Below are 20,231 nucleotides of genomic sequence, written 5' to 3'. Positions count from 1 at the left end.
CAGGCCCGCGGAGCGCTGTGCCCCGACCATCCATTATTTGCAAGGAATTAGTGCTGCTCGCCTTGAGCACGCACGCGATTCGCTTCCATGTATTCACGCAGCACCTGGTTGATGCGGGTCTGGTAGCCCGGACCAGCCGACTTGAACCATTCCAGCATGTCCACATCCAAGCGGATCGTGACGATTTGTTTGACGCCGGCGACAGCGTGGGTCTTGACCGGGGCGGTGTCGCTCTCGTCGTTGCGAGTAGCCGGCTGATCCCACTCATGTACGTATTCTTTGTTCATTGCAATTCTTCCCATTTGGCGGCGGAGCGACGGTCCGCACGTTCCGTTGATTGGACTAGACCTGATCCTGAAACCGCGCCAGCGGCGGTTCCATGAAGTTAATTGTCACCTCTGTATGTATCCGGGAAATTGCTAATAAGCTGCAATTTGTATCCCAATGTAACAATCCGCGATTTGATACATTATGTTACAAGCGTCTTTACAGCGGCGTCCTTTTTTGAGCGAACCGTAAGCCCCCGGCCGCACCGGGAACAAACTCGGCCAGTAACGGTATAATCACAGACCCGCCTCATATTTATCTCCAGCAGACCTCAGGAAAGCCAACGATGATCACCGCCGTCCACGCCCCCTCCCCCGTCGAAGCCCAGCTGCGCGACATCCTCGCACGCCGCATCATGATTCTGGACGGCGCGATGGGCACGATCATCCAACAATACAAGCTGGACGAGCAGGCCTACCGCGGCGGTCCGAACGGCCGCTTCATCGGTTTCACGGCGCCGGCCGATAGCGGCGCGCGCGAACTGTTCGTCAAGGGCAACAACGAATTGCTGAACCTGACGCAGCCGCAGATCATCCAGGAAATCCACGAACGCTACCTGGCCGCCGGCGCCGACATCATCGAGACGAACACGTTCGGCGCCACCAGCGTCGCCCAGGACGACTACCACATGGCGCATCTCGTGCGCGAGATGAACGTGGAAGCCGCGAAGCTCGCGCGCGCCGCCTGCGTGAAATATTCGACGCCGGACAAGCCCCGCTACGCCGCCGGCGCCCTCGGCCCGACGCCGAAGACCGCGTCCATCTCCCCGGACGTGAACGACCCGGCCGCCCGCAACGTCACGTTCGACCAGCTCGTGACGGCGTATTACGAGCAGGTCGACGCGCTCGTCGAGGGCGGCGTCGACCTGCTGCTCGTCGAGACCATCTTCGATACGCTGAACTGCAAGGCGGCCCTGTTCGCCATCGACCAGTATTTCACCGAGCATCCCGGGACGCCGCGCCTGCCGCTGATGATCTCCGGTACCGTCACCGACGCATCCGGCCGCATCCTGTCCGGCCAGACCGTCTCGGCCTTCTGGAACTCCGTGCGCCACGCGAAACCGCTGACGATCGGCCTGAATTGCGCGCTGGGCGCCGCCCTGATGCGCCCGTACGCGGAAGAGCTGTCCCAAATCGCCGACACGTTCGTCTGCATCTACCCGAACGCCGGCCTGCCCAACCCGATGAGCGACACGGGCTTCGACGAACTGCCGTCCGACACGTCCGCCCTGCTGCGCGAGTTCGCCGACGCCGGCTTCGTCAACATCGCCGGCGGCTGCTGCGGCACGACGCCGGAACACATCCAGGCGATCGGCGAACTGCTGGCCGACTGCCCGCCGCGCACCGTGCCGGAGATCCCCGTCGCGCTGCGCCTGTCCGGCCTGGAGCCGTTCGTCGTCGACGACACGTCCCTGTTCGTCAACGTCGGCGAGCGCACCAACGTCACGGGTTCGAAGGCGTTCGCGCGCATGATCCTGAACGAGCAGTTCGACGAAGCGCTGTCCGTCGCGCGCCAGCAGGTCGAGAACGGCGCCCAGGTCATCGACATCAATATGGACGAGGCGATGCTCGATTCGCAGGCCGCGATGACGCGCTTCCTGAACCTGATCGCCTCGGAACCGGACATCTCGCGCGTGCCGATCATGATCGACTCCTCCAAATGGAGCGTGATCGAGGCGGGCCTGAAATGCGTGCAGGGCAAGGCCATCGTCAACTCGATCTCGATGAAGGAAGGCGAAGAGGAATTCCTGCGCCAGGCCACGCTGTGCCGCCGCTACGGCGCGGCCGTGATCGTGATGGCCTTCGACGAGAAGGGCCAGGCCGACACGTTCGAGCGCAAGATCGAGATCTGCAAGCGCGCGTACGACACGCTCGTGCAGAAGGTCGGATTCCCGCCCGAGGACATCATCTTCGACCCGAACATCTTCGCCATCGCCACCGGCATCGAGGAACACGACAACTACGCCGTCGACTTCATCAACGCCACGCGCTGGATCCGCGAGCACCTGCCGTACGCGAAGGTGTCGGGCGGCGTATCGAACGTGTCGTTCTCGTTCCGCGGCAACGACCCGGCCCGCGAGGCGATCCACACCGTGTTCCTGTACCACGCCATCAAGGCCGGCATGACGATGGGCATCGTCAACGCGGGCATGGTGGGCGTGTACGACGACCTCGATCCGGAGCTGCGCGAGCGCGTGGAAGACGTCGTGCTGAACCGCCGCCCGGACGCCACCGAGCGCATGATCGAATTCGCCGGCACCCTGAAGGCCGGCGGCGCCAAGCAGGAACAGAACCTCGAGTGGCGGAGTGCCCCGGTCGGCAAGCGCCTCGCGCACGCGCTGGTGCACGGCATCACGCAGTGGATCGTCGAGGACACCGAGGAAGCGCGCCAGCAGATCGCCAACGAAGGCGGCCGTCCGATCCAGGTGATCGAAGGCCCGCTGATGGACGGCATGAACGTCGTCGGCGACCTGTTCGGCCAGGGCAAGATGTTCCTGCCGCAGGTGGTGAAATCGGCGCGCGTGATGAAGCAGGCCGTCGCCCACCTGATCCCGTTCATCGAGGAAGAAAAGGCGGCGGAGGAAGCGCGCACGGGCATCGTCGCGAAACCGAAGGGCAAGATGGTCATCGCCACCGTGAAAGGCGACGTGCACGACATCGGCAAGAACATCGTCTCCGTGGTCCTGCAATGTAATAACTTCGAGATCGTCAACATGGGGGTGATGGTGCCCGCATCCGAGATCCTCGCGAAGGCCAAGGCAGAGAACGCGGACATCATCGGCCTGTCGGGCCTGATCACGCCGTCGCTCGAAGAGATGGCCCACGTCGCGCGCGAGATGCAGCGCGACCCGTGGTTCCGCGACCGCCGCATTCCCCTCTTGATCGGCGGCGCGACGACGAGCCGCGCGCACACGGCCGTCAAGATCGCACCGCATTACGAAGGCCCGGTCGTGTACGTGCCGGACGCGTCGCGGTCCGTCTCCGTCGGCCAGTCGCTCGTGACGGCGGAGACGCGCGACGGCTACGTCGCCGAGATCGCCGAGGACTACGAACGCATCCGCGAACAGCACGCCAATAAAAAAGCGCTGCCGATGGTGAGCCTGGAGCAGGCGCGCGCGAACAAGGCACAGCTGTCCTTCGCGCCCGTGAAGCCGAAGTTCATCGGCCGCCGCGTCTTCAAGAACGTCGACCTGGCCCTGCTTTCCCGCTACATCGACTGGGGTCCGTTCTTCCAGACGTGGGACCTGGCCGGCCCGTATCCCGCGATCCTGACCGACGAAGTCGTGGGCGAAGCGGCGACGAAGGTGTTCGAGGAAGGCCAGGCGATGCTGAAGAAAATCATCGACGGCCGCTGGCTGACCGCGAACGGCGCCATCGCGCTGCTGCCCGCGAACAGCGTCAACGACGACGACATCGAGATCTATACGGACGACACCCGCAGCGAAGTCGCGTTCACGTATTACGGCCTGCGCCAGCAGGGCGTCAAGCCAGTGGTCGACGGCATCCAGCGTCCGAACCAGTGCCTGGCCGACTTCATCGCGCCGAAGAGCTCGGGCATCGCGGACTACATCGGCATGTTCGCCGTCACGGCGGGCATCGGCGCCGAGAAGATCGAGAAGCGCTTCGAAGCCGCGGGCGACGACTATTCGTCGATCATGGTGAAGGCCCTGGCCGACCGCCTGGCCGAAGCGTTCGCCGAGTACATGCACGAGCGCGTGCGCACGGACCTGTGGGGTTATGTCGCGGACGAGAAGCTGTCGAACGAGGCGCTGATCAAGGAAGAATACGTCGGCATCCGTCCGGCGCCGGGCTATCCGGCATGCCCGGAACACACCGTCAAGGCCGACCTGTTCAAGACGCTGCAGGCCGAGGAGATCGGCATGCAATTGACGGAGTCGTTCGCGATGTATCCGGGCGCCGCGGTATCGGGCTTCTACTTCGCGCACCCGGAATCGAAGTACTTCGTGGTCGGCAAGATCGGCCAGGACCAGCTCGAGGACATGGCCAAGCGCCGCGGCTTGCCGAAGGACGAGGTGGAGCGCTACCTGGCGCCCAACCTCTGATCGAACGTCTAGCCGTAGGTGGACAGCTCGTCATTGAGTCCCCCGGACTCAATGACGCCACGCGTTCAACAATCGGTAGCACCGCCGGAACGCTTGTTCCCGTTGGACTCGTGGACGGCGAAGCCGTCCACCCTACGCCTGCTCTCTCCGAAAGCGCCACACGGCGGCGACCGTGAACAGCAGCGCAAACCCGAACAGCACGGCCACGGCCGGCGCGGCGGCCGGCGCGCCGAGGCCGCGCCACGTGACGGCATCCAGGCCGGCGATGGCCCAGCGCGTGGGCACGACGAGCGTCAGCTGCTGGACCCACGCGGGGAACATGAACGACGGCACCCACGCGCCGCCCAGCATCACGAGGATCAGCGTCGCGAACATCGCGATGCCGCGCGCCGCTTCCGGGGTCTTGCCGAACGCCGCGATGAGCAGGCCGAAACCGGCCGTGAGCGCGCCGAACCCGATCGCCACGGCGAGGAAGCCGGGCACGCTGCTCACCTGCACGTGGAACGCCAGCGCCGCCACGATGAAGATCGTGCACAGCAGGCAGGACGCGATGATGGCGGCCGAGACGCCGCGCGCCAGCACCACCTGGGTCAGCGTGACGGGCGCGGCGAGCAGGCGGTCCCACACGCCGCTGCGGCGCGTCAGCAGCATGCCGATCCCCATGTTCACGCCCATGAACAGGATGAATTGCACGCCCATCCCCGAGAACGAGTGCGCGTACGGGTTGTAGCCCTGCGCGACGGGGCCGCTCGTGAGGCCCTCGTCGTGCGTCGTGAACGGCATGGCCAGGCCGCGCGGCGCGCCGTCGCCGGCGCCCTCCTCGCGCGGCCGGTCCTCGAACTTGCGCACGGCGACGAGCATGTCGCGCAGCGCGGCGTCCTGCACCTTGTTCTCGTCGAGCTGCTGCAGGCTGCGCGCCGTGAGCTTTTTGCCCAGCGGTCCGCCGAACATCTCGGCGCTCACGACCTGCATCACCTGCTGCGTCAGCATGCCCTTCACCATCGCCAGCACGGCCGGCTGCGACGGGTCGTACAGCAGGCCGATGGCCGGCTTGGCCTGGTTCGAGAACATGGCGGTGCCGGCCGCTTCCGCAAAGCCGGCCGGCAGCACGATGGCGACGGCCTGGGCGCCCTTGCGCACGGCATCCCGGGCGTGCGCCAGGTCCATGGGTGTGACGTGCAGGTTCGGATCGGCCTTGAGGCCCGCCGCGATGCGGTTGCCGGCGTCGCTCGTGTCCTGCTGGACGAGGACCACGTCGATGCCGCCGCCCTTTGCGCTGCCGCCGCCGAACACGGAACCGAAGAACGCCGCGATCACGATGGGCAGCACGAGGTGCATCAGCAGCGCGCGCTTGTCGGAGACGTAGAGGATGAGGTCCTTGCGGACCAGGGCGAAAAAGGCTGTCATGTCAGTCGCGCAGCGTGCGTCCGGTCAGGTCGAGGAAGATGTCTTCGAGGCTCGCGCGCGCGGTGGCGAAGTGCACCGGACGCTGGCCCTGTCCTTGCAGCCAGCCGAGCAGCGGCACGGCGTCGGCGTTGTCCGTGAGGCCGATGTCGAGGGCCGCGCCCTCGCTCGCCAATGTGGTCACGCCGGCCTGGGACCGCAGCGCATCGAGCAGGCTTGGGCCCACCGGTTCCGCCAGTTCCACGCGCAGCAGCGCCTTCGACGCGAGCTTGCGGTGCAGCGCGGCCGGGCTGTCGTCGGCCAGGACTTTACCGTGGTCGATGATGACGATGTGGTCGGCCAGCCGCTCCACCTCCTCCATGTAGTGGCTCGTGTAGATCAGCGCGCGGCCCTGCGACTGCAGCGCTTCCAGCGTGTCGAAGATGGCGTTGCGGCTCTGCGGGTCGACGCCGACCGTGGGCTCGTCGAGGATCAGCAAGTCGGGATCGTGCAGCAGCGCGGCCGCGATGTTCAGCCGGCGCTTCATCCCGCCGGAGAACGTGGCCGGCTTGTCGTGCGCGCGCTCAAGCAGGTTCACGAGACCCAGCACGCGCGCGATGCGCTCGTCCAGAGGCTTGCTCCTCAAGCCGTACAAGGCGCCGAACAGGCGCAGGTTCTCGTGCGCCGACAGGTCCTCGTACAGCGCGAGGTCTTGCGGCACGAGGCCGATGCGGCGCTTGATGCTTGCTGCGCCCGTCGTGACGGACTGGCCGTCCAGCAGCACCTGGCCGGCATCGGGCTTGAGCAGCCCGCACAGCATGGAGACGGTGGTCGACTTGCCCGCCCCGTTCGGCCCCAGCAGGCCGACGGTCTGGCCCGCCAGCACCTGGAACGACACGCCGTCCACGGCGCGGCGGGTACCGTATGATTTCACGAGACCTTCAACACGCAATAACACCGACATGACACCTCCTAATCCTTGAAGACATGGAACGTATCGGGGGCATCGCATGACCGTAGCGAGCGGCGGCAGATGCGGTCGAGAAGCGCAGCCGTACTTACGGCACGGCCGGTCCGCCGTAGCGGAGCATCGCAGGCGCAAGCTGCAACGCGCAGCTGGTCAGGCGAGCCCCCTTCAGATGGCGTAGCGGACGACGGAGTCGGACCACTGGAACGCGGACATCTCGAGCTCGATCATGTCGTCGCCGGAGATCTGCAACTCCTTCAGCGTGGGCAGCACGAGCTCCGTGTTGTCATCGGCCTGCTCGATGCTCTCGGACAGCTTGAGCAGCTCGCCGAAGAAGCCTGCACGGCCGATGAGGGCCTGGCGCACGTCGTCGCTGACGGGGATCTGCTCGACGATGTCGGCCATCGGAATGCCGAACAGGGCATCCATCAGCGACATGATGCCGACCGTGAAAGCGACGTCCGCAACAAAGCGCTGGCCGGGGCGCAGGCGCTGGGCCAGCAGCTCCATCAGGCGGCCGCGCGTCGTGGCCAGCATCAGCAACGGCGTCTGGTTGTGGCCGCGCGTGGCCGGTTCGGCATACAGCATGATCTGCAGCCAGCGCTGCAGCTGGCGCCGGCCCAGCACGAGCAATGCCTGGCTGACGGAATCGATGCGCTGCGCTGCGCCCACGGCCGGCGTGTTCACGAGGCGCAGCAGGTTCAGGGCGAGCGTCACGTCGCGCTTGACGGTCTTTTCGATGACCGCATTGTCCGCGTCTGACATCACGAGGTTCATGAGCTCGACCACCGCGAGCTGCGACGGCGACAGCTTGCGGCCGCCCAGCACGGACGGGTGCGCGAAATAAAAACCCTGGAAGTAATCGAAGCCGAGGTCCATGGCGGCGCGGTAGGCGTCCTCCGTCTCGACCTTTTCCGCGACCACGGTTTTTTCCATGCCGTGCAGGCGGCGCACGAGGTTCGGCAAGGCGTTCGGGGGCACGCTGCGCAGGTCCAGCTTGACGAAGCCGGCCAGCGGCAGCAGGCGTTGCAGGCGCAGGCTGTCGCCCTCGATGCCGTCCAGCGCGAAGCGGAAACCGTGGCCCGCGAGTTCGCGCATGCGCGCCAGCAGGGCGTCGTCCGGCACGACGGACGACACGATCTCGAGCACCGTGCGCTCGCGCGGCAGGAAGGCGAAGATGTCGCTCGCGAGGACTTCGGCATCCACGTTCAGGAAGCAGGCTGCGTCGCCGATCGCGCGCGTAAGTCCCAGCTGGGCCGCGTGGGCGATCACGGCGGCCGTCGCGGACAGGCCGGTCTCGTCGGCCTCGCCCTGGCGCGCGCTGCGGAACAGGAGCTCGTAGCCGAACAGGGCCTGGTTGCGGTCGAGCACAGGCTGGCGCCCCAGGTAGAAGTCACGCACGCGCAAGGGGTAGTTGGCGTGGTCCAGGCTCGCGGCGGTATCGGTCATCACGGACTCTTGTAGCAATGGAACACGCTTACTTTAACGCATTCCGCCACGTGGTGACTATTCGAAAATGATTTCCTGTAAAAATTTTGTCAATACGATCACGGTTGCGGCAGGCCGTCCACGAACACCTTCAGTTCGCCGGGCGCGAAGTCCGCCCATGTCTCGTTGGTCGTCAATGGCGTGGTGACGATGATGGCGACGCGGTCGTTCGGGGTCGTCACCTGGGAAAAGTCGACGGACAGGTCTTCGTCGGCCAGGCAAGCGGCCGCGAACGGATATTGGCGCACGACGTAGCACAGCTTCGTCGAGCAGTGCGCGAACAGCGCCGTGCCGTCGGACAGCATCATGTTGAACGTGCCGTGGCGCGCGATGACGGCGACGAGGTCGGCGATGGCCGCGCGCAGCACGGGCAGCGCGGGCGGCGTGTCGCCGAAGCGGTCGCGCAATTGCTGCAGCAGGAAGCAGAAGGCGCGTTCGCTGTCGGTATTGCCGACTGGACGGTAGGGCCCGTCGAGGATCGGGTCGAAGCCCTTGAGGTCGCCGTTGTGGGCGAACACCCAGTAGCGGCCCCACATCTCGCGCACGAACGGATGACAGTTTTCCAGCGCCACCTGGCCTTGCGTGGCCTTGCGGATGTGGGCGATGACGTTCAGCGACTTGATCGGGTAATGCTTGATCAGTTCGGCGATGGGCGACTCGATGGCGGCCTGGTGATCGACGAAATGGCGCACACCGGCGCCTTCGAAAAAAGCGATGCCCCAGCCGTCATGATGCGTGTCCGTGCGTCCGCCCCGATGGGCGAAGCCGGTGAAACTGAAAACAATGTCGGTAGGGACATTGCAATTCATGGCAAGAAGTTGACACATGGGTCAAGCTTACCATGCGCGGACGCAAAGCCGATATGGAGAAAAACTGCTTGAAAATGCGGGAGACGATGGCTCCTGCGTCGCCGGCCCAAACAGAGCTGCGTCACGCAGGCGCGGGTGGCCGGAGTGCGATCTCCGGCCGGAAGACTTCAGTGCAGCACGACCGGCTGGCTCATGAGGGTGTCGTACGAACCCAGGAAATCGTCGATTTCCTCCATGGTCGGTTCGCTCGCGATCAGGTTGTTGACATCACGCCGGAACGCTTGCGCCAGTTTGCCGCCGATGAAAGCTTCGCGCCGACCGGACTTGTCGACGATCTCGTAACCGCCGAAGCGCAGGGCTTCGAGGTTGTGATCGACGCCAAATTCGACAACGCTGTACTGCTCGCTGTTATAGATCATGTTCATGATGACTCCTTCACTCGATCAGATGGGTGCAAGGCTGCCGCCCGGCGGCGGACGGCTTACTTTCCTCGTTCTTTCCACTTCAACTATGAAGTGGGGCCACTGGAACCGAATTCAAGAAATCTCTACAACTTGTTACGAATGCACCATCAACACGCTGCAGGGACTCACGCATTCAGGTCGGAAGTCAGCCGTAACAGCTGATCGTATGGCTCGGACTGCAACCACGATCGCAACTGATCAAGATGCTCGCTGTCGGCGACCCCGATGAAGATTCGGCGGGGACGTCGGCGCAGCAGGCGATTCAATGTTACACGCAAAACCAGATTGCCGGTGCAGCACAGGCAACCGGGCGCGATCCGCGCAACGGTTTGTGTCGGCGGCAGGTCATCGAGGGGGGAATTTCCGGACGCTAGGCCTTCGAGGATGATGGCCTGCGTGTCGTCTTCATGCAGATCGGAAAGCTGAGCGGCGATCGCCGCTTCGCGCGTGGAGGCAGCCGCGCCGGTAACGAGGGTCAGGACGGTACGCGCATCGTTTGCCGCACCGTCGGGATTACTGTGCACTCTTCTTGCCCAGCTTGCCCGGCTCGACGCCGAGCTGCTTGAGCTTGCGGTACAGGTGGGTACGTTCCAGGCCCGTCTTTTCGGCCACGCGCGTCATCGAACCGCCTTCGCGGCCGAGGTGGTGCTCGAAGTACATGCGTTCGAACGCGTCGCGCGCCTCGCGCAGCGGCAGGTCGAACGACAGCGTGTAGCCGTGCGCGTGCGCCTCGCCATTGCTGACGGGACGGGCCATGCCCATCGACGCGCCCATTGACCCGCCCTGCGGCTGCGGCGCGTACATGGGTTGCACGGCGGCGCTGGGTTCCGGCACGGGGGCCGCGACGGACGCCGCGGTGGCCATCGGACGCGGCGCGATGGCAGGCGCGCGCGCCACTTCCTGGCCACGCTGCAGGCCTTGTTGCACGGCTTTCAGCAGCTTTTGCAGGGCGATCGGTTTTTCCAGGAAGTTCAGGGCGCCGATGCGGGTCGCTTCCACGGCGGTGTCGATGGTGGCGTGGCCCGACATCATGATGACCGGCATCGTCAACAGACCGTCGCGCTGCCATTCCTTCAGCAGCGTGACGCCGTCGGTATCGGGCATCCAGATGTCGAGCAGCACCAGGTCGGGGGCGCCCTGCTGGCGCGCCTGGCGGGCCTGCTGCGCGTTTTCCGCCAGCTGGACCGCATGTCCCTCGTCGCCAAGGATTTCCGAGAGCAGCTCGCGGATGCCCATTTCATCGTCAACTACGAGTATGTTCGCCATCTTGTTATGCCTTTTTTGATCTGACTCTCTCTTTGGAGGCGCCGGCCTATCTCTCCGGGAGGCCTCTTATACAGCCAAGATTCTATGCGCGATTCACGCTTCGGCCAAGTTCGCCTCTGGCGCTAACTTTAACAGCAAAATCGATACCGAAGCGCCAGTTCCGTCGGCGCGGTTGGCAACGTCGATCCGGCCGCCATGTTCGTCGATGATCTTCTTGACCATCGGCAGGCCCAGGCCCGTACCGCGCGCCTTCGACGTCACGTACGGTTCGAATGCGCGCGACAGGATCTTGGGCGCGAAACCGGGTCCGTTGTCGACGATCGCCAGGCGCACCGCGGTGCCCGTGCAGCCGTCCGCGCCGACGTAGTGGATGGTCTCCGTAATGACGTCGATACGCGGCGGCTCGTCGTGGTTCGTGCGGTCGGCCAGCGCGTCCTGCGCGTTCTGCAGCAGGTTGTGGATCACCTGGCGCAGCTGGGTCGTGTCGCCCATCACGCGCGGCAGGCCCGGCTGCAGGGACGGATGGATCACGTCCGAACCGTCCTCGGATAAATACAGGTGCAGGATCTCGTCAATCAAATCGTTCAGGTCCAGGGGCGACAGCACGGCCGGGGGCGTGCGCGCGTAGTCGCGGAAGTCGTCGACCATGCGCTTCATCGCGGCCACCTGGCTGACGATGGTGTCGGTGGCCTTGTTGAGGAGCGCGGCGGCGTCCGGGTCGACGCGGTCGGCCAGTTTCATTTGCAGGCGCTCGGCCGACAGCTGGATCGGCGTGAGCGGGTTCTTGATCTCGTGCGCGAGGCGGCGCGCGACCTCGCCCCAGGCCACGGAACGCTGGGCCGAGATCACGTCGGAGATATCGTCGAACACGACGATGAAACCGCTGCCCGCCCCCACCGGCAGGCGCGAGCCGCGCGCGAGCAGGGTGATGTCGTGGTCGTCGCCGGTGCCGGGACGGCGCGGGATTTCGATCTGCTGCTGCCAGTGCGAGCGCCCGCGGCCGCGGCCCGCGGCCGACTGCGCGCTCTGGGCGGAAAAGGCGCGCGTGACGGCGCCGGCGAAGACTTCCAGCCCCTCGATCTCGTCGAGCGGACGGCCGGCCAGCGACGCCACGTCGACCTGCAGGATGCGGTGCACGGCATCGTTGGCGTTGACGACGACGCCGTCGGCATCCATCACGATCACGCCGGCCGACATATTCGCGAGCACCGATTCCAGGTGGGCCTTGGCGCTTTCCAGCGCGGCGCGGTTGCGTTCGACGGCGGAGCGGGCCTCGAACAGCTGGCCCGTCATCGCGTTGAACGATTGGGTGAGCGTGCCCAGTTCGTCGTTGGTCTCGACGATCGGACGCGGCGACAGGTCGCCCTCGGCCACGGCGCGCGTGCCCTCGGCCAGCACGAGCAGGGGCTGGGCCAGGTTGCCGGCGATGAGGAATGCGGCGCCGATGGCGGAAAAGATCGCCAGCAGCAGCGTCAGCGTGAGCGTGCCGATGTACATCTTGCGCAGGCCCGTGCGCGCGGCGAAGCGCTCCTGGTATTCGCGGTAGGCGGTACTCAGCACGGCGGCGTTCGACGCCAGGTTGACGGGCACGGCCTGCGTCAGCTGCAGGTAGCGCGGCGCCATGCCGGGCGGCTCCGGCACGGCCACCACCACGCGCAGGCGCAGGCCGGTGGCGGCGTCGAGGGCGGTGGGCTGGTCGCCGCGCGCCTCGCGGAAATCGTCGTCGATGCCGCCTTCCGGACGCGCGTAACCGCCCGGCATCGCGGCCTGCTTGAGCATCTGCGGCGTGGGCAGGTCGGCGGCCAGGACGGCGTGGCGGTCCTCGGTGGCGCTCGCCACCAGCTTGCCGGTGGCGTCCAGCAGCAGCGCGCTCTGCATGCCGTTGCCGTCGTCGAGCGCGCGCGCGAGGATGGTCTGGGCATCCCGTTCGCCCTGCCCCGCCAGCGTGGCGGCGACCGTGCCCGCGTTGGCGTTCAGGTCGGCCACGGCTTCGTCGAGCGCGGCGCGCGACAGGTTCAGGCCGGAATCGAGCGCGGCTTCGATCTTGACGTCGAACCACGATTCGATCGAGTGCGAGACGAACTGCACGGAGACCATGAAGACGACGAGCCCGGGAAGAATGCCGATACCGCCGAACAGCATCATCAGCCGGACCATCAGGCGCGAGCCGAACTTGCCCGCCTTGTAGCGCGAATACAGGCGCCAGAACGCGACCAGCACCAGGATGAACAAGGCCCCGGCCACGCCGAGGATCAGGCCCAGCAGCCAGGTGAAGTCGTGGGCGAAGAAACCCGTGTTGCTGGACGCGGACGCGAGCAGGAACAGCAGGATCGACGCGATCGCGCTGCCGATCACCAGGGCGTAGCGCAAGGCCTTGATCACGGCTTACTCCGCACGGTAGGTGAAGGTCTTTTTGTGCGAGGCCAATCGCCAGTCGGAATTATTGAAGGCATCGACCTGAAGCGGCTTCAACAGGTATTCGCGGTCCATGAACATGCGCACGGTGACGTTGTACGTCTCACCCGGTTTGAGGTCCCCCTTGTGGGCGATCAGCCAGCGCGCCGGGCGCCGGATCGCCAGCAGCGCTTCATCGAGCGTGTCGAAATTCTGCTGGATGCTGCCGGGGGCGGAAACGTGATAGACGCGGAACAGCACATCGTAGTTCAGCTTGAGCGTGCGGCGCGAGGTCACGGCGTGGTCGTCGGTCCACCACCAGCGCGGCCGGGTCAGATCGATCTCGGTGGTGAACGACAGCGGCACCCCGTGCTGGATGGCCTGCTCGAGGCCGGGCGTCAGGTCGAACGCATAAGCGGCCGACAGACGATAGCCGTCGTCGGAGGATTCGATGCTGGCGCGGGTGATTTCGATCCCTTCGGCCGCCTGCGCCGTGGCGCATGTCAATGCCAGCAGCAGCTGGCAGGCGAGGAGGAGGAAAAATCGTACAGTCACTAGGGCCAGAGCCTTAAAAAGCGTTGTCGGGGTGTCTCACGCTCGGGCCTTGTGGAACAGGGCGTAGAACAGACCGTCATGATCCTGCCCGGCGCCACTTCGAGGAAGCAGTTGGCCCGGCGCATCGAGACGGACCGCACCGTGGCGCGCCGCGAAGGCGGCGGCCTGCGCTTCCGATTCCTGCGGCCAGAGCGAACATGTCACGAACAGCAATTTACCATCGGGCCGGAGCATCTGCCAAAGGTTGTCGAGTATTTTGCTGGAAAGTGTTGCAAGTTGGTGGGCGTCACTCTTGCGGCGCAACCAGCGGATGTCCGGGTGGCGGCGCACGATGCCGGACGCCGTGCACGGCACGTCGGCGAGGATACGATCGTATTGACGACCATCCCACCAATCCGTGGCTTCGGCCGCGCCCGCCTTGACGGTCGCGGCCAGGCCCAGGCGCTGCAGATTCTGGTCGACGCGGACGAGGCGGCGCGCGTCCGCGTCCAGCGCCGTCAGGTCGACGTCCGCCGTTTCCAGGATGTGGCCGCTTTTGCCGCCCGGGGCCGCGCAGGCATCCAGCACGCGCATGCCGTCACGGAGGTCGAGCAGCGGCGCGGCCAGCTGGGCGCCCGCATCCTGCACGGAGACGAGGCCGTCGGCAAAGCCCGGGATCTGCGTCACGCCCACGGCCTGTGCCAGGCGCACGGCGCTCGGGCCCACCTGTTCCGCCTGCATGCCGGCGGCCGCCAGCGTTTTCAGGTAGGTGTCGACATCGGTCTTGCGGCGGTTCACGCGCAGGGTCAGCGGCGGCTGGCGGTTGCCGGCCAGGAGGATGCCCTGCCAGTCGGCCGGGTACGCGGCGCGCACGGCATCGATCCACCATTGCGGATAATTCCACTGGGCGACAGAGTCGCGCACGGCGGTCGCCACCAGTTGCTCGCGCTCGCGCAGGAAGCGGCGCAGCACGGCGTTCACCATCGCCTTCGCATGGGCGAAATCCGGGTGGGCGCCGGCAGCAAAGACGGCCTGGTCGACGACCGTGAAGGCGTCGTAGGGCGGATCGAGGCCCTCGGGCGGGTCGAGCAGCGCCAGCGCGCATTCCAGCAGGCCGGCCAGCATGGCGGGCTCGGGCGCCTTGCTCGTCATCAGGCCCAACAACACCCCGCTGCGCCCCAGCTGGCGCATGGTGCGGTAGGCGATGTCCTGCATCGCGCCGCGCGCGTGCGGCGGCGCATCATAGGCCTGGAACACCTCGGCCAGCGCCTGGGGCAGCGCCATGCCGGCGCGCACGCGCGCGAGGCTGCTCGCCGCGCCCAGCAGGGCGAACGCGAGGGAATCGGTGCGCAGGTCGGGACTGTAATCGAGCTGGACGTGGGCCTTGACCTCGTAGCTTTGACGCAGGCGCGGGCCCTCTTCCTTCGGACGGGACGGCGCATGGCCGGCGTCGCGCTGGGCCGGCTCGATACGCTGCGTGCTGCTCTCCTTGCCGCGCGGCGGCGTGCCGCCGGGGCCGCGCGGGGCGGTCTGCCCCTTGCCGGGCGCGCCACCCGGCCGGGCCGGGCCGGCCTTTTTGCCGCCGTTGCGGCCGCCGGCCTTGGGTTTGAGGGTGAGCGTCGGACGCTTTTCGGTCATGGCAATCGATCAATGCATAAAGACGCACATTGTAACGGTTACGCGTTGCGCAGGCTTAAGCGAGACTTGTTCCGCCGTCCCGGGATGGTGGCGCGTTGCGTCAAACCAGTATAATGATTGCTTAGCCTGCCCGTGGCCCTGCCACCGCGCCGCACCGACCATTATATTTTCGACCACAGCTCATGCTCGCCCAACAAAAACAAGAGATCGTTGCCCTGTTCCAGGCCGCGCTGGCCCCCATTGTCGCGGGCAGCGATCTCGCGCCCACTGACGTTAATCCGAAAGTTGTCCTTGAACGCCCACGCGATCCCAGCCACGGCGACATCGCCTGCAACATCGCCATGCAGCTGGCCAAGCCGCTGAAGACCAACCCGCGCGAACTGGCCACCCGCCTCGTCGCCGCGCTGCTGGCCGACCCGCTGGCAGCGGGCCTCGTCGAATCGGCCGACGTGGCCGGCCCCGGCTTCATCAACCTGCGCGTGGCGGCCAGCGCCAAGCAGTCCGTCGTGAAAACCGTCCTGCAGCAGGGCGACGCCTTCGGCCGCGGCGAGTCGGGGCATGACCACCACGTGATCATCGAATTCGTGTCGGCCAACCCGACCGGCCCCCTGCACGTGGGCCACGGCCGCCAGGCGGCGCTGGGCGACGCGCTGTCGTCGCTGTTCGAATCGCAGGGCCACCAGGTCACCCGCGAGTTCTATTACAACGACGCCGGCGTGCAGATCGCCACCCTGGCCACGTCCGTCCAGGCGCGCGCGCGCGGCTTCAAGCCGGGCGACGCCGAGTGGCCGGAATCGGCATACAACGGCGACTACATCGCCGACATCGCCGCCGACTTCCTAGCGAAGAAAACCGTGTCGGCCAGCGACGGCCAGCCGGCCACCGCCAGCGGCGACGTCGACGACATCGAATCGATCCGCCGCTTCGCCGTGACGTACCTGCGCAACGAGCAGGACCAGGACCTGCAGGCGTTCGGCGTCAAGTTCGACAATTACTATCTCGAGTCCTCGCTGTACACGGACGGCAAGGTCGACGCGGCCGTGCAGGCCCTCATCGACGCCGGCAAGACCTACGAGCAGGACGGCGCGCTGTGGCTCAGGACGACGGAATACGGCGACGACAAGGACCGCGTGATGCGCAAGTCCGACGGCACCTACACCTATTTCGTGCCGGACGTCGCCTACCACATCCAGAAATTCAAGCGCGGCTTCGACCAGGCCATCAATATCCAGGGCAGCGACCACCACGGCACCATCGCCCGCGTGCGCGCCGGCCTGCAGGCCGTGAACATCGGCATCCCGCAGGGCTATCCCGACTACGTGCTGCACAAGATGGTCACCGTCATGAAGAACGGCGAAGAGGTCAAGATCTCCAAGCGCGCCGGTTCCTACGTGACGGTGCGCGACCTGATCGAATGGTCGGGCAACGGCGACGTGACCCGCGGCCGCGACGCCGTGCGCTTCTTCCTCATCTCGCGCAAGGCCGACACGGAGTTCGTGTTCGACGTCGACGTCGCCCTCGCGACCAACGACGAGAACCCCGTGTACTACGTCCAGTACGCCCACGCGCGCATCTGCTCGGCCCTCGCGAACTGGGGCGGCGACGTCGCCCAGCTGGCGAACGTCGACCTGTCGCCGCTGACCAACTCGCACGAATCCGGTCTGCTGGCGAAGCTGTCGACGTACCCGGAGATGCTGCAGCGCGCGCTCGTCGAGCTGGGCCCGCACCAGGTCGCGTTCTACCTGCGCGAACTGGCCGGCGAACTGCACAGCTACTACTTCGCGCACAAATGGCTGCTCGACGACGACGAGCCGACCAAGCTCGCGCGCCTCGCGCTGGCGGCCGCCATCCGCCAGGTGCTGCGCAACGGCCTGGCCCTGATCGGCGTCTCGGCGCCGGAGAAGATGTAAGCGTTCCAACGACAACCCCTTGTACTACATGATCGCCGTTTCCCGTCACCATAAGCTTCGTTCCTTCTCGCGCCAGCGGGGCAGTACGCTCACTGGCCTCATCATCGGCCTGATCGTCGGCCTGGGTATCGCGGTCGCGGTGGCGCTGACGATCACCAAGGGCGCCTCGCCGTTCACCGACAAGACGGTCAAGGCCGGTCGCCCGGCCGATCCGGCGCCGGGCCAGGCCCAGGATCCGAACAAGCCGATGTACCCCAACCGCGACGCCGCGCGCGAAGCGAACAAGGAGATCGCGGAAAAGGCGGCCGCGCGCACCAATGGCGCCGGCACCGACGTTCCCGCCGCCGCCAAGCCCGCCGATGCCGATCCGCTGGGCCAGGCGATCGCCGCGATGAAGGACACGGCGCCGGCCAAGGCCGAACCGAAGCCGGAGACGCGCGTCGCGTCCGCGGCGCCCGCACCGGCACCCGCACCGGCGGCGCCGGCCGCGGCAAGCGCCGCCGGCGACTACATTTATTACCTGCAGGCCGGCGCGTTCCGCGACCTGTCCGATGCCGAAGCCACGCGCGCCAAGCTCGCGCTGCTCGGCTTCGAGGCGGCGATCAGCGACCGCACGAGCGACAGCGGCGTGCTGCACCGCGTGCGCCTCGGTCCGTACAACCAGGTCGAAGCCATGAACAAGGCGCGCGCGAAACTGCTCGACAGCGGCGTCGACGTCGCCATCGTACGCAACCAACGTTAAGGAATCCGCATGCGCCTGCCGCGCCGCCTGTTCTGCACCGCCCTCCTCGGCCTCGCGGCCGGCTTCAACGCCGCGTCGGCGCTGGCGGCCGATCCGCAAGCGGGCGCGCAATACGTCGTCCTGCCCGTGCCGCAGCCGACCGACACCGGCAAAAAAGTCGAAGTCATCGAATTCTTCGCCTATTACTGCCCGCACTGCTACGCCTTCGAACCGGCGCTTGAGGCCTGGGTCAAGAAGCAAGGCGACAACATCGTGTTCAAGCGCGTGCACGTCCCGCGCGACGCCAGCGTGCTGCCGCAGCAGCGCCTGTTCTACACGCTGGACGCGATGGGCCTGTTGAGCCAGTACCACCAGAAGGTGTTCGACGCGATGCACCAGCAGCACCTGCGCCTGTCCAGCGACGAGCAGGTGTTCGACTGGGTGGCGCAAAACGGCATCGACCGCGCGAAATTCATCGACACCTACCGCTCGTTCGGCATCCAGGCGAAGCTGCGCAGAGCAAGCGCGATGATGGAGGCGTACGGCGTGGACCGCTGGCCGCTCGTCGTGATCGACGGCCGCTTCATCACGTCGCCGTCGCACGCGGGCGCGGGCGCGCCCGAGGGCACGACCGAAGCCCAGCAACAGCAGACGGCCTTGCAGGCGATGGACTTCCTCGTCACGAAAGCGAAAGCGGACAAGCGATGACCGCGGCGCAGGGCCGTCGGCTGCGCGTGTTCGTCACCGGCGCATCCAGCGGCATCGGCGCCTCCCTGGCTCGGGAATACGCCGCGCGCGGCGCCGTCCTCGGCCTGCTCGGCCGCCGCGCGGACGCCTTGCACTCGCTGGCCGCCTCCCTGCCGGCCTCCAGCGACCACCACATCTACGCCGTCGACGTGACGGACCACGCCGCGCTGGCCGCGGCCGCGGCCGACTTCATCGCGCGCGAAGGCGGCGCCGACATCGTCATCGCCAGCGCCGGCGTCTCGGCCGGCACGCTGACGGAACGGCCGGGCGACCTGTCCCGGTTCGCCGAGATCCTCGCCGTCAACGTCACGGCCCTCGTGGCCACCTTCGCACCGTTTATCGAAACGATGAAGCACGGCACCGGCCCGCGCCGCCTGGTCGCGATCGGCAGCGTCGCCGGCATCCGCGGCATGAAGGGCGCCGGCGCCTATTGCGCGTCGAAGTCGGCCGTGCACACCTATGCGGAATCGCTCCGCCTCGAATTGCAACCCCACGGTATCCGGGTCGTGACCATCGCGCCCGGCTACATCGACACTCCGATGACCCGTCACAACCGCTTTCCCATGCCCTTCCTGATGCCCGCCGACCGCTTCGCGGCGGCCGCCGCGCGCGCCATCGACGCCGGCCGAAGCTACCGCGTGATCCCTTGGCCGATGGGCATCGTCGCCAAGCTCCTGCGCCTGCTGCCCAACGTCCTGTTCGACGCGCTGTTCGTGCACGCGCCGACGAAGGCGGGAAAGGCGGCGCCATGAACGCCGAGCGCATTCTGAGCCTGTCCCGGGCCGGCGTCGCCGTCGAGGTGGTCGCACGGACCGGCTCGACGAACGCCGACCTGCTGGCGCGTGCACCGGGGCTGACGGCGCCGGTGCTGCTGGTCGCGGAACACCAGACGGCCGGGCGCGGACGCGCGGGCCGCAGCTGGCTGTCCGAGCCGGGCAACTCGCTGACGTTCTCGCTGGCCTGGCGCTTCGCCGACGGCCTGCGCGCCCTGGCCGGCCTGCCGCTCGCGATCGGCGTCGCGCTGGCGGAGACGCTCGGCAAGCTCGGCCAGCCCGTGCAACTGAAATGGCCGAACGACGTGCTCAAGGATGGCGACAAGCTGGCCGGCATCCTCGTCGAAACGCAGGTGTTGCCTTCCGGCGCGGCCTGGACCATCGTCGGCATCGGCTTGAACCTCGTGATGCCGGACGCACTCGAAGAAAAGATCGGGCGCAGCGCCGCCGCGATGCCGTGGCTCGCGCGCATGGACCGCGACGAGCTGATGGCCGCGCTGCTCGACGGCCTGGCCGACGCGCTGTCCCTGTTCGAGCAGCAGGGCTTTACCGCGTTCGCGGCGCGCTGGAACATGCTGCACGCCTGGGCCGGCCGGCCCGTCGTCCTGCTCGACCGCGGCGAGATCCGGCACGAGGGCCTGGCCGCCGGCGTGGACGACACGGGCCGCATGCTGCTCGACACGGCGGCCGGCCGCATCACGATCGTCGCCGGCGACGTGTCGCTGCGCACGCGCGATTGACCTGGAG

General features: G+C 66.8%; 17 protein-coding genes. 6 read left to right on the top strand and 11 right to left on the bottom strand.

What is annotated here, in order from left to right:
* Positions 1-47: 47 nt before the first annotated feature.
* Complete coding sequence (locus BVG12_RS23950; RefSeq protein ID WP_075794572.1) at positions 48-287, bottom strand: BrnA antitoxin family protein; 240 nt, start codon at positions 285-287, stop codon at positions 48-50.
* 326 nt (positions 288-613) lie between these two features.
* Between BVG12_RS23950 and metH the strand changes: the two genes are divergently transcribed.
* Complete coding sequence (metH, locus tag BVG12_RS23945) at positions 614-4,390, top strand: methionine synthase (protein ID WP_075794571.1); 3,777 nt, start codon at positions 614-616, stop codon at positions 4,388-4,390.
* Between the two features lie 132 nt (positions 4,391-4,522).
* On the opposite strand, the gene BVG12_RS23940 is transcribed toward metH, so the two are convergent.
* The 10 genes from BVG12_RS23940 to rsmB form a co-directional block, all read right to left on the bottom strand.
* Positions 4,523-5,797: an ABC transporter permease gene (locus BVG12_RS23940; protein ID WP_075794570.1), complete on the bottom strand. Its 1,275-nt coding sequence runs from the start codon at positions 5,795-5,797 to the stop codon at positions 4,523-4,525.
* Between the two features lies 1 nt (position 5,798).
* Complete coding sequence (locus BVG12_RS23935; RefSeq protein WP_229503697.1) at positions 5,799-6,707, bottom strand: ABC transporter ATP-binding protein; 909 nt, start codon at positions 6,705-6,707, stop codon at positions 5,799-5,801.
* A gap of 201 nt (positions 6,708-6,908) precedes the next feature.
* Positions 6,909-8,189 (bottom strand): EAL and HDOD domain-containing protein, encoded by a 1,281-nt coding sequence (locus tag BVG12_RS23930; protein ID WP_075794568.1) that lies wholly within the window; start codon positions 8,187-8,189, stop codon positions 6,909-6,911.
* A gap of 98 nt (positions 8,190-8,287) precedes the next feature.
* The gene (locus tag BVG12_RS23925) at positions 8,288-9,055 is read right to left on the bottom strand and encodes a class II glutamine amidotransferase (RefSeq protein WP_075794567.1); all 768 of its coding nucleotides are present in this window, start codon (positions 9,053-9,055) and stop codon (positions 8,288-8,290) included.
* 149 nt (positions 9,056-9,204) lie between these two features.
* Positions 9,205-9,462 carry a BTH_I0359 family protein gene (locus tag BVG12_RS23920; protein ID WP_036235350.1) on the bottom strand — a complete coding sequence of 86 codons (258 nt, stop codon included), beginning with the start codon at positions 9,460-9,462 and terminating at the stop codon, positions 9,205-9,207.
* 164 nt (positions 9,463-9,626) lie between these two features.
* Entirely contained in the window at positions 9,627-10,025 is a 399-nt protein-coding gene (locus tag BVG12_RS23915; RefSeq protein WP_075794566.1) for a hypothetical protein, read from the bottom strand.
* Entirely contained in the window at positions 10,015-10,767 is a 753-nt protein-coding gene (locus tag BVG12_RS23910) for a response regulator (RefSeq protein WP_075794565.1), read from the bottom strand. Before BVG12_RS23910 ends, BVG12_RS23915 begins: the two co-directional genes overlap by 11 nt.
* Positions 10,768-10,860: 93 nt before the next feature.
* The gene (locus BVG12_RS23905; protein ID WP_075794564.1) at positions 10,861-13,149 is read right to left on the bottom strand and encodes a sensor histidine kinase; all 2,289 of its coding nucleotides are present in this window, start codon (positions 13,147-13,149) and stop codon (positions 10,861-10,863) included.
* Positions 13,150-13,152: 3 nt separating this feature from the next.
* Complete coding sequence (locus BVG12_RS23900; protein ID WP_075794563.1) at positions 13,153-13,716, bottom strand: DUF4390 domain-containing protein; 564 nt, start codon at positions 13,714-13,716, stop codon at positions 13,153-13,155.
* A 36-nt stretch (positions 13,717-13,752) separates the two neighbouring features.
* Positions 13,753-15,333, bottom strand: coding sequence for a 16S rRNA (cytosine(967)-C(5))-methyltransferase RsmB (gene rsmB, locus BVG12_RS23895; protein WP_083685353.1), 1,581 nt, complete (start codon positions 15,331-15,333; stop codon positions 13,753-13,755).
* 182 nt (positions 15,334-15,515) lie between these two features.
* Here rsmB and argS point away from each other — a divergent pair, with 182 nt between their 5' ends.
* Genes argS through BVG12_RS23870 form a run of 5 tightly spaced genes read left to right on the top strand, consistent with a single transcriptional unit; the run spans position 15,516 to position 20,224 of the window.
* Positions 15,516-17,243 carry an arginine--tRNA ligase gene (argS, locus tag BVG12_RS23890; protein WP_075794562.1) on the top strand — a complete coding sequence of 576 codons (1,728 nt, stop codon included), beginning with the start codon at positions 15,516-15,518 and terminating at the stop codon, positions 17,241-17,243.
* 28 nt (positions 17,244-17,271) lie between these two features.
* Positions 17,272-17,985 carry an SPOR domain-containing protein gene (locus BVG12_RS23885; RefSeq protein WP_075796528.1) on the top strand — a complete coding sequence of 238 codons (714 nt, stop codon included), beginning with the start codon at positions 17,272-17,274 and terminating at the stop codon, positions 17,983-17,985.
* A gap of 9 nt (positions 17,986-17,994) precedes the next feature.
* Positions 17,995-18,672 (top strand): thiol:disulfide interchange protein DsbA/DsbL, encoded by a 678-nt coding sequence (locus BVG12_RS23880; RefSeq protein WP_075794561.1) that lies wholly within the window; start codon positions 17,995-17,997, stop codon positions 18,670-18,672.
* Positions 18,669-19,463, top strand: coding sequence for an SDR family oxidoreductase (locus BVG12_RS23875; RefSeq protein WP_075794560.1), 795 nt, complete (start codon positions 18,669-18,671; stop codon positions 19,461-19,463). The genes BVG12_RS23880 and BVG12_RS23875 overlap by 4 nt, the downstream gene beginning before the upstream one ends.
* On the top strand, positions 19,460-20,224 hold the full coding sequence (locus tag BVG12_RS23870; RefSeq protein WP_075794559.1) for a biotin--[acetyl-CoA-carboxylase] ligase: 765 nt from the start codon (positions 19,460-19,462) through the stop codon (positions 20,222-20,224). Before BVG12_RS23875 ends, BVG12_RS23870 begins: the two co-directional genes overlap by 4 nt.
* Positions 20,225-20,231 lie beyond the last annotated feature (7 nt).

This window comes from Massilia putida (genome assembly GCF_001941825.1).
Taxonomy (GTDB): Bacteria; Pseudomonadota; Gammaproteobacteria; order Burkholderiales; family Burkholderiaceae_D; genus Telluria; species Telluria putida.
The sequence above is the reverse complement of the archived record's forward strand: the minus strand, read 5'-3'. Positions and strand labels throughout refer to the sequence as shown.

Bases quoted from the DNA above. Each gene is read 5' to 3' on its own strand.
- BVG12_RS23875 (WP_075794560.1), top strand. From the start codon at position 18,669: ATGACCGCGGCGCAGGGCCGTCGGCTGCGCGTGTTCGTCACCGGCGCA.
- BVG12_RS23940 (WP_075794570.1), bottom strand. From the start codon at position 5,797: ATGACAGCCTTTTTCGCCCTGGTCCGCAAGGACCTCATCCTCTACGTC.
- BVG12_RS23870 (WP_075794559.1), top strand. From the start codon at position 19,460: ATGAACGCCGAGCGCATTCTGAGCCTGTCCCGGGCCGGCGTCGCCGTC.
- BVG12_RS23925 (WP_075794567.1), bottom strand. From the start codon at position 9,055: ATGTGTCAACTTCTTGCCATGAATTGCAATGTCCCTACCGACATTGTT.
- BVG12_RS23920 (WP_036235350.1), bottom strand. From the start codon at position 9,462: ATGAACATGATCTATAACAGCGAGCAGTACAGCGTTGTCGAATTTGGC.
- BVG12_RS23880 (WP_075794561.1), top strand. From the start codon at position 17,995: ATGCGCCTGCCGCGCCGCCTGTTCTGCACCGCCCTCCTCGGCCTCGCG.
- metH (WP_075794571.1), top strand. From the start codon at position 614: ATGATCACCGCCGTCCACGCCCCCTCCCCCGTCGAAGCCCAGCTGCGC.
- BVG12_RS23950 (WP_075794572.1), bottom strand. From the start codon at position 287: ATGAACAAAGAATACGTACATGAGTGGGATCAGCCGGCTACTCGCAAC.
- BVG12_RS23885 (WP_075796528.1), top strand. From the start codon at position 17,272: ATGATCGCCGTTTCCCGTCACCATAAGCTTCGTTCCTTCTCGCGCCAG.
- argS (WP_075794562.1), top strand. From the start codon at position 15,516: ATGCTCGCCCAACAAAAACAAGAGATCGTTGCCCTGTTCCAGGCCGCG.
- BVG12_RS23910 (WP_075794565.1), bottom strand. From the start codon at position 10,767: ATGGCGAACATACTCGTAGTTGACGATGAAATGGGCATCCGCGAGCTG.
- rsmB (WP_083685353.1), bottom strand. From the start codon at position 15,333: ATGACCGAAAAGCGTCCGACGCTCACCCTCAAACCCAAGGCCGGCGGC.
- BVG12_RS23930 (WP_075794568.1), bottom strand. From the start codon at position 8,189: ATGACCGATACCGCCGCGAGCCTGGACCACGCCAACTACCCCTTGCGC.